Annotated in this window: 17 protein-coding genes; 11 read left to right on the top strand and 6 right to left on the bottom strand. The window is 47.7% G+C overall.

Annotation, left to right across the window (positions count from 1 at the left end; translation table 11 throughout):
• Positions 1 to 35 precede the first annotated feature (35 nt).
• Complete coding sequence (locus LZG94_RS10770) at positions 36 to 392, top strand: hypothetical protein (RefSeq protein ID WP_215233395.1); 357 nt, start codon at positions 36 to 38, stop codon at positions 390 to 392.
• Between the two features lie 211 nt (positions 393 to 603).
• Here the strand turns inward: LZG94_RS10770 and LZG94_RS10765 are convergent, their stop codons facing one another.
• On the bottom strand, positions 604 to 1905 hold the full coding sequence (locus tag LZG94_RS10765; RefSeq protein ID WP_233791893.1) for a Gfo/Idh/MocA family protein: 1302 nt from the start codon (positions 1903 to 1905) through the stop codon (positions 604 to 606).
• A gap of 115 nt (positions 1906 to 2020) precedes the next feature.
• Positions 2021 to 3319, bottom strand: a complete 1299-nt coding sequence (locus LZG94_RS10760; RefSeq protein ID WP_233791892.1) for an acetylxylan esterase — start codon at positions 3317 to 3319, stop codon at positions 2021 to 2023.
• A gap of 160 nt (positions 3320 to 3479) precedes the next feature.
• Here LZG94_RS10760 and rluF point away from each other — a divergent pair, with 160 nt between their 5' ends.
• Both rluF and LZG94_RS10750 read left to right on the top strand, forming a co-directional pair.
• Complete coding sequence (gene rluF / locus LZG94_RS10755) at positions 3480 to 4226, top strand: 23S rRNA pseudouridine(2604) synthase RluF (RefSeq protein ID WP_233791891.1); 747 nt, start codon at positions 3480 to 3482, stop codon at positions 4224 to 4226.
• 109 nt (positions 4227 to 4335) lie between these two features.
• The gene (locus LZG94_RS10750; protein ID WP_233791890.1) at positions 4336 to 5049 is read left to right on the top strand and encodes a hypothetical protein; all 714 of its coding nucleotides are present in this window, start codon (positions 4336 to 4338) and stop codon (positions 5047 to 5049) included.
• Positions 5050 to 5092: 43 nt separating this feature from the next.
• Here the strand turns inward: LZG94_RS10750 and LZG94_RS10745 are convergent, their stop codons facing one another.
• The 4 genes from LZG94_RS10745 to LZG94_RS10730 all read right to left on the bottom strand — a co-directional run bounded on the left by LZG94_RS10745 (position 5093) and on the right by LZG94_RS10730 (position 8983).
• A complete protein-coding gene (locus tag LZG94_RS10745) occupies positions 5093 to 6082 on the bottom strand; it encodes a bestrophin family protein (RefSeq protein WP_233791889.1) in 990 nt (329 codons plus the stop codon).
• 122 nt (positions 6083 to 6204) lie between these two features.
• Complete coding sequence (locus tag LZG94_RS10740; protein ID WP_215233389.1) at positions 6205 to 6978, bottom strand: LytTR family DNA-binding domain-containing protein; 774 nt, start codon at positions 6976 to 6978, stop codon at positions 6205 to 6207.
• Positions 6975 to 8021 (bottom strand): sensor histidine kinase, encoded by a 1047-nt coding sequence (locus LZG94_RS10735; RefSeq protein ID WP_233791888.1) that lies wholly within the window; start codon positions 8019 to 8021, stop codon positions 6975 to 6977. Before LZG94_RS10735 ends, LZG94_RS10740 begins: the two co-directional genes overlap by 4 nt.
• Positions 8018 to 8983 (bottom strand): GAF domain-containing protein, encoded by a 966-nt coding sequence (locus LZG94_RS10730; protein WP_233791887.1) that lies wholly within the window; start codon positions 8981 to 8983, stop codon positions 8018 to 8020. Before LZG94_RS10730 ends, LZG94_RS10735 begins: the two co-directional genes overlap by 4 nt.
• A 538-nt stretch (positions 8984 to 9521) precedes the next feature.
• On the opposite strand from LZG94_RS10730, the gene LZG94_RS10725 reads away from it, so the two are divergent.
• From LZG94_RS10725 to LZG94_RS10690, 8 genes are read left to right on the top strand one after another with little or no spacing between them, the layout of a single operon-like run.
• Entirely contained in the window at positions 9522 to 10349 is an 828-nt protein-coding gene (locus LZG94_RS10725) for a type 1 glutamine amidotransferase domain-containing protein (protein ID WP_233791886.1), read from the top strand.
• Positions 10339 to 12048, top strand: a complete 1710-nt coding sequence (locus tag LZG94_RS10720) for a thiamine pyrophosphate-binding protein (RefSeq protein WP_233791885.1) — start codon at positions 10339 to 10341, stop codon at positions 12046 to 12048. The genes LZG94_RS10725 and LZG94_RS10720 overlap by 11 nt, the downstream gene beginning before the upstream one ends.
• A 24-nt stretch (positions 12049 to 12072) precedes the next feature.
• Positions 12073 to 13629 (top strand): GMC family oxidoreductase, encoded by a 1557-nt coding sequence (locus LZG94_RS10715; protein WP_233791884.1) that lies wholly within the window; start codon positions 12073 to 12075, stop codon positions 13627 to 13629.
• A 29-nt stretch (positions 13630 to 13658) separates the two neighbouring features.
• The gene (locus tag LZG94_RS10710; protein ID WP_233791883.1) at positions 13659 to 14084 is read left to right on the top strand and encodes a hypothetical protein; all 426 of its coding nucleotides are present in this window, start codon (positions 13659 to 13661) and stop codon (positions 14082 to 14084) included.
• A 38-nt stretch (positions 14085 to 14122) separates the two neighbouring features.
• Positions 14123 to 14515, top strand: a complete 393-nt coding sequence (locus LZG94_RS10705; protein WP_233791882.1) for a nuclear transport factor 2 family protein — start codon at positions 14123 to 14125, stop codon at positions 14513 to 14515.
• A 45-nt stretch (positions 14516 to 14560) separates the two neighbouring features.
• A complete protein-coding gene (locus tag LZG94_RS10700; RefSeq protein WP_233791881.1) occupies positions 14561 to 14893 on the top strand; it encodes a nuclear transport factor 2 family protein in 333 nt (110 codons plus the stop codon).
• A gap of 36 nt (positions 14894 to 14929) precedes the next feature.
• Positions 14930 to 15499 (top strand): DJ-1/PfpI family protein, encoded by a 570-nt coding sequence (locus LZG94_RS10695; protein ID WP_233791880.1) that lies wholly within the window; start codon positions 14930 to 14932, stop codon positions 15497 to 15499.
• A gap of 8 nt (positions 15500 to 15507) precedes the next feature.
• Complete coding sequence (locus tag LZG94_RS10690; protein ID WP_233791879.1) at positions 15508 to 15939, top strand: VOC family protein; 432 nt, start codon at positions 15508 to 15510, stop codon at positions 15937 to 15939.
• Positions 15940 to 16008 lie beyond the last annotated feature (69 nt).

The following is a 16008-nucleotide window of genomic DNA, read 5'->3' as shown; positions in this document are numbered from 1 at the left end:
ACAGCTCGGAAAGACATTTATTCATGCACAGCATTATGGAAAAGGAGTTATTCATACCACAAGTGGTAAAGTGGGCCAAGGCTCACGGGTTTAAGGAAATCCAGGCAAACATGGAAGGATACGAAACCCCGAAATCGTACGAAAGAGCAGCCGACAACGCAAAGTTTACGCCTGACGTTACAGGAGTGAACATGTTCAACCGCCATTATTTGGAAGTTTCGATGAAAACAGATCAGCTGCGGGGAAGTATCTCCAAGTGGAAACTGTTGAGCGAGCTTGCAGGTATGAAAGGAGCGAAGCTATATCTCATGGCCCCAAGAGGCCACGTCCGCTTCACCCGCGAGATCATCGAACAGTACAATATCCCCGCTGAGGTGGTGAAGATTGACTGACATTTTGCAGAAATGCAACTTGGTGTTGATTGTCACTAGTTGTCATTAATTGTCACTGGTAGGCGTTGGTCATTAATTGTCATTCGTAGTCATTTGTTGCTTTATTATTCAGTAACCACAAATGACGAAAAATGACAATCAATGACAACAAATGACCACTAAAACTGACAACTAATGACCACGAACAATGACAAATATCAACGTCCAGCTCTCAACCCGGATACTTCCACTCCCCGCGATAATCCCTGCTGAGCAACTTATTTGCCTCCGCGTCTCCCTGGATTACCTCTTTTTCTCCGTCCCAGACAATACTTCTTCCTAGCTTATAAGAAAGCATTCCTAGCAATGCAACGTTTGTCGAGCGCTGGCCTATTTCAATTTCACATACCGGCGGTTTGTTGGTTTTAATGGAATCCAAAAAATTCGCCCACAACTCCTGAATATTCTGATCGTCGGGCTTATTTAACTTTGCGTCTTCATGTATAATTGGTTTGTTTGGATTGGTTGGGTAAAATGTCCAGCCGTCGAGCCAGCCCATGTGGAATGTACCTTCCGTTCCATAAAAGTAAACGCCTACTGCCTGCTGGGGGTGCGTTTTCTCCGCATTGTTAGCCGCAAAATTCCGGTGTTCCCATTCTAACGTAAATCCGTCGAAATCGTAAACTGCTACTTGGTGGTCAGGCGCGTCGGTACTGTCCTGGCGGATCGCGCGGCCGCCTGTGGAGTATATTTTCTTAGGATACTTTTGCTCCGACCACCATAATACCTGATCAAGCCAGTGAATACCCCAGTCGCCCAGGGTACCGTTTGCAAAATTCAGGTAATTGCGAAAACCTCTGGGCGTGATCGTCTTGTTATAAGGTACCAGCGGCGCTGGCCCGCAGTAGAAATCCCAATCCAAACCTTTCGGCGGTTCCTGATCTGGCGTTTTCTGGCCTGGTCCGCCACCATAATGCACAAATGCACGCGCCATTCCGATCTTGCCAGCTTTACCGGATTTCAGAAATTCCATTCCCGAAACATTGTGAGGCGAAACGCGCCGGTGCGTACCCACTTGTACGATCTTTCCGTGCTTCCGTGTCGCATTCACCATCGCGCGACCTTCTTTAATGGTATGCGAAATAGGTTTTTCGACATAAACATGCGCGCCCGATTCGATCGCGGCAATACAACAGAGCGCGTGCCAGTGATCCGGCGTGGCGACGATCACGATCTCCGGCTTTTCTTTCAGGAGCATTTCGCGGTAGTCTCCGTATAGTTTCGGTTTGTCAGGAGTTAATTTCGAAAAAACTTCTGCGCAGGTTTTCAGCTGGTTCTGGTCTACATCACAAAGCGCGACGAGTTTGGATTCTCCCGCCTGAATAGCACAGCGGAGGATGTTGGTACCCCACCAGCCGGCGCCGATCAGGGCGGTTTTATAAGGTGCGGCTCGTCGCAAAGCCGTCAATAGAGGCAGCGCAGAAAAAGCAGCCCCCGCCAAGGTCGATTGTTCTATAAATGTTCTACGATCCATATTTTTGACGTTCATTGTCAGGTATTGTCAAGTATAGTTCCGTGTTGACGGTATAGCCCGCATTCACTCATTCAATCATTCACTCATTCAATCATTCAATCATTCAATCATTCAATCATTTCCCTTTCAACTTCTCGACCAACCAGTTATTCATCACATCTTTTTCTTCCTGGTAAGTCCAGTGGCCGGTGTCTTGATACAGTTTAAGCTCTTTTGGGGCTGTGGTTACATTGTAAGCCGAGTACATGGAGGTAGGAGGGCAGGTTTCGTCGTTGAAACCCCAGATGTAAAGTCCGGGTACTTTCACTCTTCTTGCGAAATTTACCACATCATAATAGCCAACCGTCGCCAGTTTTTCTTTTGTATTATTTGTTTTGATCCCGTTTTTGTCAAAATAATGCGGCCAGCCGCCGGCCCGTCCGTGCAGGTAGCCAGTCACGTCACTTAGTGCGGGATAGAACGCGCCCAGCCATTTTACACGTGAGTCCAACCCTGCTGTGATAATCGATAATGCACCGCCCTGACTACCGCCGGTGACAGCCAGATTGGTACCGTCAAATTGAGGCAGGCTTACTAAAAAATCATTCGCCCGCACGCAGCCGAGGTAAACTCTTTTGTAGAAAAATTTATCCTTATCATCCATATTATAGGCAGGATAACCATTCAAAATGCCTTGTCCGAGATCTGTATAAACCGACGGGTCCATCGTTACGGGAATGCCGTGAATACCAATTTCAAGTGTAATAATATCTTTGTCCGCAGTGGATACATCGCCATAATAGGCCCGCACTCCCGCACCTGGCACGCGAAGTAACGCCGGATATTTTCCTTCTTTTTTAGGTATGCTCAAAATACCGTAAACGCGCGTACCCGGTCTGCTGTTTTGCAGATTCAGATGGTAAACGTTCGTCTTTTCAGTACAACGTTCGGGGATGAGGGTCATTTTCGCATCCATTGGCACGGCCGCCAGTTCCTTTTTTGCGTTAGCCCAAAACGCGTCGAAATCTTCCGGATTTGAAACGGTAGGTTGTATTTTTAATGGATCAAAAGCAGCTGTTGCGAGGCCGCGGTATTCGCCTCCGTCTACATTTGCCCAGACAACACATCTGAGAAATCCAGGCGTTTTCAATGTCCCACCGTCGATTGTGAGTTTTCCATCGGCGGCAGTTTTGGTTTCCTTAATTGTTGGTTCCAGCTTTTCCAGCCCAATTTCATATCGTAACTGCGCATTTTTGACGGGATACCCATTTCTGAGCACTTGTACGGAGAACTGTACTTTTTCGCCCGTTTTATAAGTCCAGTCTTCCCGGTCAGCAGTGACGATCACTTCGACGGGCCGGCGAACAGGCTGTGCGTGTACGGATATGATCGTGATCCAAAGCAAAAATTGGAGGAGCAGCAAGCGATTTCTCATAGGGCAGGAATTGATCTGTCTTGTTTTATAGATAAATTTAACGTTGACAGGTAAAGTGACCAAACCGCCAAATCTTTGTCCGGTGGCCGATAATTTTTCCAAAACAGAGTAATTTGCTTCCTTGAACTGGAATTGTTTTGCCTCAAAAAATAAGAATACATTGGAATTAACAAGAATCAACAAGTTCATCAGCGAAACGGGTTTCTGTTCCCGCCGTGAAGCGGACAGGCTGGTGGAGCAGGGAAAAGTGACATTGAACGGAAAAGTGGCGGTCTTAGGTGATAAGGCTTCCACAGAAGACGATGTGCGCGTGAATGGGAAACCATTGAAATCGAAGAGGCCGGCAGTGTACATTGCGTTCAACAAACCAGTGGGAATTACCTGTACTACGGAGCGGAACATAAAAGGTAACATCATCGACTATATCAGGCACAAAGAACGGATCTTCCCGATCGGCCGGCTGGACAAGCCTTCGGAGGGACTGATCTTTCTGACCAGCGACGGGGATATCGTCAACAAGATCCTGCGCGCGGGCAATAATCATGAGAAGGAATATGTGGTGATGGTAAATAAACCTGTTACCGAAGAATTTATCAGGAAAATGAGCTCCGGCGTCCCGATCCTGGGAACAGTTACAAGAAAATGCGCTGTGCGAAAAGACGGTACCCACGTTTTTACGATCGTACTAACCCAGGGACTCAACCGCCAGATCCGTCGGATGTGCGAATTTCTGGGTTATCAGGTGACCAAACTGAGAAGAGTGCGTATTATGAATGTGACGCTTGAAAACCTGCCGATCGGAAAGTGGCGCGATCTGACAGAAACGGAGATGGCGGAGATCAATGCGGCGATTGCGGATTCGGTCAAAACAGAAGAAGGTTCTGCGATTGAAACCTGGGAAGAGTAGATAGTACTTCGAGAGCTATCAATATGAGCTAACAAGAAAAAAGGAATTTGTGCCGGAATTGTCTAAATTTAAAATGGAATATTGATAGCTACTATAAATCGCCCGCCCGATGAAAATATTACTGATTTTTGTGCTATTCTTCTTTTTACCGCAAGTTTTGTCGGCGCAAAAAGGCAGAGAATCGTATCAGGTAGGCTCCGCGACTGATGTGAATAAGGTAATTCCGTATGCCGGGCGCTATCAATATCCTGCATTTACCGATGGGCAGGTGCATTTCAGGAACGGGAAGACTTCTAATGCAAAAATGAACTACAATCTGGTGCATGGCGAGGTGATGTTCATCAGTTTACTCAGGGACACTCTGCTATTCGCTGACAACAATTTTGTCGACCGCGTGCAAATCGGAAACAGCGTGTATTATTACAATCCCGGCCACGGGCACATTGAGATCGCAGGAGATTACGGCGATCTTAAGCTGGGTAAAAAGCAATTTCTTGCGCAACTGGGACACGAGAAATATGCTGCTTATGGACAGTATTCGAGTACTGCTGCCATTTCCAGCTATTCCACTTTTATGAATAAGCAGGGAGAATTCAGGTATCTGGATGCAAATGAGAAAGTGTTGATGAAAAGAAGGGCTGTGTATTTTCTGATAGATAAAAACCAGCGGTTCTATCTGGCTAACCGGGCCAATCTATTGAAAATATTTCCCTCGCAGAAAAGCGCGATCAGCAGGTTTTTGAGGGATAACGAGATCAATCTGGAAGTTGAGCCGGATCTTGAAAAAACACTTGAATTTTGCAGTACGCTCTCACTGCGATAGTTGGTTCCGGGCCGCTGCTCAGGACCTTTTCCAGCATAAGGGTTTACATTAAAATGTTATTGACTGGCGTAATAGGAGCGGGGATATTGGTTTCTTTCAGCATTTCACGCAGGTCTATCTCAATCGTGCGGCAGATGGACGTCATCGGAACATCATTTAGCGCATTTTCAAACGGATTTTCGCTGGTATCGCCTACAATTTCCATCGTATAAAAAACCCAGGAAATAACCATATAACTGGGAATAGCGAGCCAGATAAATATGTTTCCCAGCTTGGCAAATTCGTTGATCAATCCAAAAGGCAATGCAATAATGAACAGCCACACGAAAACCTTACTGAAGTAGGCATATTGCCGCGGAAAAGGAAAGTTCTTGATTCGTTCGGCTGCACCCTGCTGGTTATAAAATTCCTGCAGCACATTCATCATATGGAAAAAGAATCGCTCTCTGATCCTCCCGGCCTTGAATTCTACATTCAGTTCGCTAGCCTGCGCCTTCATGATATGGGTCGCGGGGTTCTTGCGTTGCAGGTAATAGGCAGCTTCGTTTTCGGGCAAAAACCGGGCAAGCATGTCCTGCATGGATTGGTCCGGATCAATATGTTGCGCTTCCACCACGTGATGCTCCACCGTATTCAGATCATTCCACACACTTTTCGAGCGAAGCTGAATGCGGACTGCGTTGATATAGGCAATATGCCGGTGGATCAACCTGGCTTTCACCGAGCCTTCGCCCGTTTCCTCCGATTGAATGTAGGTACATGTGAACGCACCCCAGGTTCGGCTCGCGTTCACGATCGCTCCCCACACTTTCCGGGCTTCCCATAACCTTTCGTAGGAAGAATTATTTTTAAAGCCGACATAAAAAGCAACCGCTGTACCAATTAACCCGATAGGGACAAATGAAAAACCAAGTGGTACTCCGGTCCAAACGCTGATCCAGCAAAGGACAGCCGAATAGAAGAAGAAAAATAAGAGCATTTTCCAGGAGAAGGAAAGAACGATCCGGAGCTTTATCTCACGTGCGGTATACATAATAGGTATGGTAAAAAACGAATAGGAATGTAATCTGTCAGAATATAGGGCATGCGGCGCCAACTATTTCCGTGAACCGGAAAATAATGCGGATAAAACTGAAAAATCGGGCTGCTATTTCGCTATGCCAGTTCTTCAAACCACTTCTTGAAAACCGGCACTCTTTCCTTGCTGATCAGGATCTGATTGGCAGAAGCTGGCGATGTGCGGATCAGCAACCTGCCGTTGAAGTACAGTTCTATCTCCGTAATACATTGCCGTGAAATAATGAACTGGCGGTTGGCGCGGAAGAAATTGTTTGTGTCAAGCTGATTTTCGAGCTCTTCCAGAGACTTATCTATCACGAAATTCCGGTCGTCGTGCAGCGTTGCGACTACGAGCCCATTTCGAATTGTCAGCCACGCAAAGTCCAGGTCACGCAGCGGGATCAGCTTGTCGCGATAAGGGACCAGAAAGCTGCGCCGCGGACTCCGTTGGTTCAAAATCTGCGTGTGCATCAGCTCTTCGAGGTATTTCACTTTCGTGATCGCATTTTCTTCATTAAGCTGGTAATACTTGTCCAGACCGAATTTCAGAGCTTCGGGGCGGATCGGTTTCAACAGATAATCGATACTATTAAGCTTGAAAGCGCGCAATGCATATTCGTCGTGGGCAGTCGTGAAAATGACGGGACAACCGATCGAGATTTGTTCAAATATCTGAAAACAGGTACCGTCGCCAAGCTGCACATCGAGAAAGATCAGGTCGGGTACTACATTGTTTTCAAGCCAGGCTACCGCCGTCTCCACACTTTCAATAACGTCCAGTATTTCAGTTTTCGGGTCGATCTTCTGGATAAGCTGCGTCAAATATTGCCCTGCCGGCTGTTCGTCTTCTACGATCAGGATTCTAGTCATGGAGCTTCAATCAAGGGTACTTTTACTGTAAATTGTTGTTCGTCTTCCGTGAGGGAAGGTTTTTGCCCGGTCTGGATCTTGTAACGTTTGTCGAGGTTTTGCAACCCGATTCCCGTCCCGCCCGAGTTGGCTTTCTTGTTGAGTGTGTTCATTACGATCACCTGTTTGGTCTGCTCATTAAGTCTGACCTCAATAAACAGGATCTGGGAAGAAGTGATCACGTTGTGTTTGATCGCATTCTCGATCAGGATCTGCAACGAAAGTGGGATCACGTACCACTGTTTGGTGGTTTCGGTACCCACAAATTCGAAGGCCAGTTTTTCGCCAAAACGCGCCTTGTGAAGGTCCAGATAAGCTTTCGCTGCGGCCAGCTCATCACTTAAAAGGATCAGACTCTGGTTTTGTACTTTCAGGTTGTACCTCAAAATATCAGAAAGATCGAGCACAATGCGCTGCGCGAGGTCAGGATTCGTCGCGATCGAGATATTAAGGATATTTAACGCATTGAATAAAAAATGCGGATTAAGCTGATTACGAAGGGCTTCCAGTTGCGCTTTGAGCTGCTCCCGCTTCAATTGCTCGTTTTCCAGTCCGATCCTGTGATTTTCCTGGGTGGTCAATAAAAAATTGCGAAATGCAAGGATCGCGAGCAGTAAGAGCAGATGGTACAGATAATAAACGACCCGAAAAATGAGGATATCCGAGTTATTATCATCCAGTGCGAGTTTAAGCTGAAAAAGGATTTCATTAATCGAAAAATATAGGAAAACCATACTCAGGATCTGCACCCAGGTAGGCTGCCTGTTGAACCAGCTCGGAACCCGGTAAGTGTAATGCAGGCAGATATAGATAAATATCCAGGAAAACTCGAAACTGATAACGAACTGAATGCAAATGTCCAGGAGTCCCGACCAGATACGGGCGCTATCGACCAGGTTGGGCCAGGTGAAGATCAGCCTGGGAATGGTGGCAAAGAGACTTAAGATAAAACAGAGACGCCAACCTAATGACATCCCGTTTTTGTAATTCAAATCCTGGTTCATACCGGACTGGCGAAGAGTTCAGTTTCTATCCGGGATGATTTCGAAGTGAGGAAATAATGTTGGGGAAGGAGATTGGCTACGGCCACGATGAGTTCAGTCTCGGCAGGAGTCCATTCTCTGATGTTCAGATTGTCTTCAATAGCCATATAGCCCAGCCATTTCGTGCCTCTTCCGATCGGTGCCGCCATTAAAGACTGGATTCCGTGACGCCCCAGCCACTGTCGCTCGGTTGCTGGAAAAGCGTCCAGCCGTTCAGAAACTGTATGGCCTTGTTCAAATGATTTTGTCCAGTGATCGAAAAAGGGTATCTCTTTGGGATTTTCGGTGAAAAGCATTTTCGCAGCCACACCCGCTGCGGATACCTCGATCATTTGACGGATCACAAAGGTATTGTCGGGCGCATGCAGGGCGGAGCACAGGTAGATCCTGCTCAGGTCCATTACTTCCAGCAGCATTTCAAATGCTTCGGTCGTGAGCGCGTCCGCTTCTTTCTGGGTACTTGCCCCCGAAAGCAACTCAACACAGCGGTTCAGGGATTTTTTATATAAACTATCGTGATTTCTAAGATGTGCATTGATATCCTGGCGCGCATTACTCTGCCACTTTTCGATCGTATTTTCCAATGCAGGTATCCAGTCGAGCCGGCTGTAACAATTAATGTAGTAGTTGCTGTCCTGAATAGCGAGCACTTTTTCAGAGCTTACCGGGCATTGTCCTTCCGAAACCACCATGCAGGGAAGCTGGCTGCCCAGCACAGTCGCCAGGTCGCTGATCGCGCCGTCGGGCAATGCATAATTTGAAATGAGCAGGTCGTATTTCGACTCGCGGAATGCCTTGATGGCAGCTTGTTTGGAATTGACCTGCCTGATTTGAAAATGATAGCCCGCGTTCGTGAGGGATTCTTCCAGAAGATTGAGCCATTGTTCATTCATCGCTACAATCAGAAGCTTCAACGGTTTCATTTAGAAGGGGTTTTTGGGTGGAAATGGGTAAGGGAAAGACTTAGCTGGTGCAATTACAATAATACTGATAATAGTAGAAATAATACTAAGAGAAATCTGCAAAAATGGGCAAAAAAGTGAAAATACACTTTACAGGAATATAATGTGAATTGACTACGGATTCAACATCGTACGTAGCAGCCTGTTCTACAATGCTTTATTGCCAAAAAGCCGGTTTTGCCACATTTGTGGAAGCTTCGGCCGCTGAATGTGAAATTTCATAATGCGTTTTGGCAGCTTCACAGAAACATCGTCGGTTTGAGGTCAGGAATCAACCGGTTCAACCTAAGTTTTTTCAGTTTCAATAACTATTTGGAACCCTGCGGCGCTTCTTGTAGAGATATTTATGAAACGAAACGCAAACAAAGTGCTGAAAAGGGCGATAGGCGCCGCTCATTCCCGGTCCGGCCAGACGATATTCTTACTCAACGTTAATTTAAAATTTAAACCTTACCCTTAATCATTTCCACTCTTTATTCCATTAAAAACCGCTCTCATTATGTCTAAAAAAATACTGGCTGTTCTTTCTGAGTATGGATACTGGGGCATTGAGCTCGTAGGTCCCCTCGAAAAGCTTGAAGAAGCAGGCTACACGGTTGAATTCATTACCCCAAACGGCAAAAAAGCCGAAGCTCTGCCCCCCAGTTACGATACTACTTATGTAGATCCTCCTCTCGGTGTTTGTGTTACCACCCCGCTCGCAGCGGAAAAAGTGAAAGCGTTTGAAGCGTCTAACAGACTGGAAACGAGGCGCAATTTGTCGGAAGTGATTCCGCAACGCCCGTATTTCTCGACGCCCGACTTCCTGCGCGCATTTGAAAAGTATTACAGCGACCTCAAAATCTCCCAGGAAAGTGTAACAGAAGAATATGCTGCATTACTCCTCGTAGGCGGCAGCGGCCCGATCATTGATATGGTCAACAACCAGCGCGTTCACGATCTGATCCTTGCGTTTTACAACAAACAAATGCCCGTTGCCGGAATCTGTTACGGCGTTGCGCCCCTTGTTTTTGCAAGAGATTTCAATGAAAGAAATTCTATTATCAAGGGAAAACACGTGACCGGCCACTGTATCGAGTACGATTACCAGGACGGTACCGGCTTCCTGCACACAGATCTGAATATGGGCCCTCCTCCATATGTGTTGGAATACTTGCTTGCCGATGCAGTTGGCCCCGAAGGTCAGTACCACGGCAATTTTGGAAAAGAAACCTCTGTTATTGTTGACTACCCGTTCATTACGGCGCGTTCGCTTCAATGTTCATTTGAGTTTGGTGAACAGTTTGTGAATGTGCTGGACAAAGGTCTCACGCGTTATGGCTGGTAAAACCGGGAATCAGAAGATCGTCGAACAGTTTCTGGCCGACGGAATGGACTTCATGTTTGGCAATCCCGGCACCGTGGAACAGGGTTTCCTTGACGCGCTGGCTGAGTACCCGGACATGAAATACATATTGACCTTGCAGGAAACCATTGCGGTAATGATGGGCGATGGTTATGCGCGGGCCACTCAGAAACCAACCTTGGTACAGCTGCACAGCTCGCCGGGAATCGGTAATGCGGTGGGTGCCGTGTACCAGGCCAAGCGCGGACACGCGCCGCTGGTGATCATCGGCTCCGACGCAGGGGTGCAGTACATGAATATGGATGCCCAAATGGCGAACGATCTGGTAGCGATGATGGCGCCGGTAACCAAGTATGCGACCATGGCCACTTCGTCGAAATCGCTTTTGCGGACTTTGCGCCGCGCGGTGAAAATAGCCACTACTGCGCCAATGGGGCCGGTTTATGTATGTTTGCCCATGGACGTGCTCGACGAGATCAACGACGAGCCGGTATTTCCAAGCTGCATTCCTTCCACCCGCGTAATACCTTCTTCTGATTTGATCAGACAGTCGGCAGAAATGCTATTGAGCGCTGAAAAGCCGATGATATTCGTCGGTGACGGCGTGGCTTATTCTGATGCAATACCCGAACTGACCAAGGTAGCTGAGCTGCTGGGTGCCGAAGTGTACGGGGTTGAATTTGGTGATGTGGTGATGGACAATACCCACCCACTTTACCAGGGAACGACGGGCCACATGTTTGGCTCATACAGTCACCCGATCACGACAAAAGGCGATGTAAACCTGATCGTCGGGACCTATATGGTACCCGAAGTTTTTCCTGAGCTGGGAGATATTTACGCGCCTGGTGCCAAAGTGATCCACTACGATCTGAATGCGTACGAAATCGCCAAGAACCACCGGGTAGACCTGGGCATTGTGTGCGACCCTAAACTTTCGCTGATTGAACTTGCAGAAGTGATCGAAGCAATGATCTCGCCTGAGCAAATGGCGGATGTGATCCAACGTATAGAGGACATCGGTAATGCGAAGACCGAGCGGATCAGGAAGGAAAAAGAAGCCGATGAACAACGGAAAGGAAAGTCGCCGCTGACTATGGCGCAGTTTTCCAAAGTACTTGCTGAAAAGCTTAATCTGGACGAAACGATCATATTTGACGAAGCATTGACAAGCTCCCCGGCTGTGAGCAGGTATATTCCACCGAAAAAAGCAGGACAATACTTCACGACCCGTGGCGGTTCGCTGGGTGTAGGGTTTCCGGGGGCAATAGGAGCGAAGCTGGCGAATCCTGAAAAGACCGTGATCGGTTTCTCGGGCGACGGCGGCAGTATGTATACGATACAAACCTTGTGGTCGGCTGTGAGGCACAATGCGGGGGCGAAATTTGTAGTTTGTAACAACGGTTCCTACAAATTGTTGCAGCTCAATATCGACCAGTATTGGAAAGAACGCGAGATTGAAAAACACAATTTCCCGCTTCCTTTTGACCTTTCTTATCCTGCTATCCGCTTTGATATCATGGCCCAGTCGATGGGTGTAGAGGCGGTGAGGGTGGAAAAAGAGGAAGATATATTGCCTGCGATCGAGCGAATGCTGGCTGATGACAAGCCATTTCTGATTGATCTCGTACTCGAAGGCGACCACCATTCCGAATGGATCAAAGTGAATTGTTCACAGTAGTGAATACCAACCTCCACCATTGAAATGTTGAATAATCAGATTTACGATTACATTATAGTAGGCGCTGGTGCAGCAGGCAGCGTGCTGGCCAACCGGCTGAGCGCCAATGCAATGAACCGAGTCCTTTTGATAGAAGCTGGGTGTAAAGATCATATTCCGGCTATCCACGATCCGGGTGGATTTGTGAGCCTCTGGGGATCGGAGATGGACTGGAAATTGGAAACCACCCCGCAGGAAGGCCTAGGCGGACGGAGTATCACGATGAACCAGGGTAAGGTCCTGGGCGGAAGTACCTCCATTAATGCCATGATGTACGTGCGCGGCAACCCAAAGAATTTTGACCGGTGGGCCGAAATGGGCGCCAAAGGCTGGGCATACAAGGATATATTAACCTATTTTAAAAGATCAGAAAAATTCGAGAACGGCGCTTCCGAATTCCATTCGACGGAAGGGGAGCTTAGTATTCGTGATTGTCCCGATGAAGTAATGCGTTCGGAGCATTTTCTGGAAGGTGCAGTGCAGCTTGGCTACGACGGTCCAAACTGGGACTATAATGGTGAACGTCAGGAGAATGGGGCGGGATTGCTTCAATTTCATATTGACAAAAACAATCAACGTGACAGCGGCGTATCTGCCTTTTTAGACCCTATTAAAAAAAGAAACAACCTCACCGTCCTCACCGACGCGCGGGTTGCCAAAATCCTGATCCAGGAGGGAAAGGCGTTTGGAGTGGAATTTGTGGCTAATGAGCTGGAATGGCACGCATTAGCTGAAAAAGAAGTAATTATTTCCGCAGGCGCGCTGGCTTCCCCGAAGTTATTAATGCTTTCGGGCATTGGTCCGGCAGCAGATTTACAGGCGCTGGATATTCCGGTGGTGGCCGATTTACCAGGCGTAGGTAAGAATTTGCAGGACCATTTACAGCTTCCGATGATTTTCCGGTCTAAAATCGCAATGCCGGAAACGACTTTGCTGACAGGTAACGCATTGTTTGTAAGTACAAAAGGAAACGGAGAAACGGTTGATTTACAGATCAACTTTACCCCGAGTATGCCGCGACCACTCGCGCCCCTATTACCGGATATGGGCGGGCCGATCTGCATATTTCTTCCTATTCTGGTACAGGGGGAAAGCAGGGGAGAGGTGAAGTTAAGGTCGAAAAATTCTGTTGATCCGCCTTTGATAAACCCCGAATATCTAGCCGCCCCGGCAGACCTGGAAGTGTTTTTCAAAGCGATCGAACTGGTCAGAAAACTGGCAAATACCTCAAAATTCCTGGAATTGAATGGTGGAGAAATGATGCCGGGAGAAGGCGCTGACCTGGAAGCTTTTATCCGTAGTCAATGCTCCACGCTCTGGCATCCGGCAGGTACCTGCAAAATGGGAATGGACGAAATGTCCGTCGTGGATCCGCAGTTGCGGGTTCATGGAATCGCGAACCTCCGGGTGGCCGACGCTTCTGTGATGCCAACGGTCACCAGCGGAAATACAGTTGCAGCCTGTTTTATGATCGGTGAAAAAGCAGCGGATATGATTTTGAACTCAATACCAAATACAAATGGCCAGGTTGTGGCCGGCTAAATTTTCAATACCCTTAATCTCAAAAAAGCATGTTAACACAAGAAGCAATAAAAGAACTGGCGATCGACTGGTACAAGAAACTGGACGTCCACGTACCGATGGTTGAAGTTTTGCCGCTCCTGGCCGATGCCGAGCTGGAAATGGTGTTTCCGGAGGCGACTATATATGGTTATGCAGGTTTCGAAGGCTGGTTCCAGCGCGTGATCCGTATTTTCTTTGACGAAGTACATACTGTGAAACTGGTTGAATCTCAGATCGATGGTAACAAGGCAAGTGTAAAAGTGGTGGTACAATGGGAAGCGAGTGTCTGGAATGCGCCGGAGCCTTTCAGCAAACGCATTAAGTGCGACGCTTTCCAGACCTGGGAGGTTAAATTGAATGAAGCAGGTAAAGTGATCATTACCAAATACATAGTAGACGGGCTGGAATACCACGAAGGTTCTGCGACGCTTTAAATTCGGATTTTCTCAACCCCCTTATCTCTTAAAAAATTATGAAAAACGTACCCGATACCAAGCTCGGTAAAATGTACAAAGAGCATATTCAGCATATTCTGGACAAGAATATCGATGCGCTTCTGGATCAATATACTGACGATGCGACGCTGATCAGCAGCTTTTCCAAATCGCCGGTTATCTACAAAGGGCGCGACCAGGTGAATGAGCACATGCAGGGAATCCTGGGGATCGACGGACTAGAAACCGAGATCGTTTTCTGGGCTGAAACAGAGAATCCTGAAACACTGATGATCACTGAGCAGATCACGATGACCGTTGGTGGTGAAAAAAGTGAAATGCGCTTTGCAGATAGCTGGGTGCTGGAAAATGGCAGGATCGCGATCCATTTCGCTGGAATGGTGCAGCATCCTGACGGAACCCTGGCCTGATCCGACCTTTATTGAAATTAATATTCTCAACTAAATCCTTCAAAAATGAAAGCTTTTTATGACGAGCAGGTCGCCCTGCTGGCAGCCAGGAACGCAGACGACCTGGTTGACAAACATTATGCAAAAGATGCTGAAATGGTCGTGCTCAGCGGCGAAGAGCCTATTATACTGAAAGGAAGCGAAGCTTTAAAAAACCTGTTTTCCGGCTACCTCGAACATGTATACCGAGGCTATATATCTACCGAAAAATTCGCTTCAACTGAGGATAGCCTGATGTTTGAGGCGACGATCGATACCGTTAACGGGCCGGTCAGGATCTATGACGCGATGTTGCTGAGAGACGGAAAGATCGTCAAACACTATTCGGGCGTCAAATAGCAGCTAAATAAGTAAACCCTCCTAATGTATTTGCCCATGAAACTTGCCGGAAAGAAGATCGGAGTCTTGTTTGAAGCCGATTTCTTCGAGAATGAAATTTTTTACTACAAATTCCGATTTCCCGAAGAAGGAGCGGAAGTCCACTTTCTGTCAAGGCTCTGGGGGCAGGACAAGCTGACTTTTCTTGGTCATGAATACCGCGCTCCGATGGACTGCTGGGAAACTTTCGAGAACATGAGCGACGAGGAGCTCCGGAGTTATGATGCGATCATCGTTCCCTCAGGAATGGTTTCCGACCGGCTTCGTTACACCGAGGATGTTGAAAAAATACCGCCTGCCACTGAATTTCTGAAACGCGTTTTTGCCGAGCCGGGCATTATCAAAGGCATTATCTGTCACGGATTATGGCTTGTCGCGCCTGCTACCGAGCTGGTAAGAGGCAGAAAATTGGTTTGTCACAACAACCTGATCGGCGACGCGAAGGCTTACGGTGCTATTTACACCAATGAGGACGTGGTAGTTGACGGCGACCTGATTACCGGGCGTTCAGGCGGGCACGCACATCTATTTGCCAAAAAGATCATCGAAACGCTCTCCGTAAACTAACTACCACTATGGAACCCTCATTTTTTCACCTTGCCCTTACTGTGAAAAACCTCCCTGCGTTCGAGGCTTTTTATGCCAAGCATTTTGGCTTTTTTCGCGCCAGAACGATCAGTCTCGGCGACGACGCAGAGCTTGTTTTTCTCAAAAATGACAAGAATATCTATCTCGAAATTTTCCCGCCGGAAGAAGATCGTCCCTATGCGATGTCGGAGGCAGACGGGCCGCATTATCCAGGCTTGCGCCACATTGCTTTTTCGGTCGACGATATTGATGAGAAACTGAAATCTATGGGTGAGGACGCCGTGATCACGCTCGGTCCGCTGCATTTCGACGACGTAATTGAAGGCTGGAAAACGGTCTGGCTGAAAGACCCGGAAGGCAATATCATCGAGATCACGCAGGGCTACCGGGACCAGGAAGACTTGGTTGCCCAGGCATAGTGCACGCCCTTCGGCTGCGCTCAGGGTGACAAGCTGCGACGCCTTTGTCACCCTGAGCGCAGTCGAAGG

Origin of the sequence: Dyadobacter sp. CY343 (assembly GCF_021390335.1) — a bacterium.
Classification (GTDB): domain Bacteria; phylum Bacteroidota; class Bacteroidia; order Cytophagales; family Spirosomataceae; genus Dyadobacter.
The sequence above is the reverse complement of the archived record's forward strand: the minus strand, read 5'-3'. Positions and strand labels throughout refer to the sequence as shown.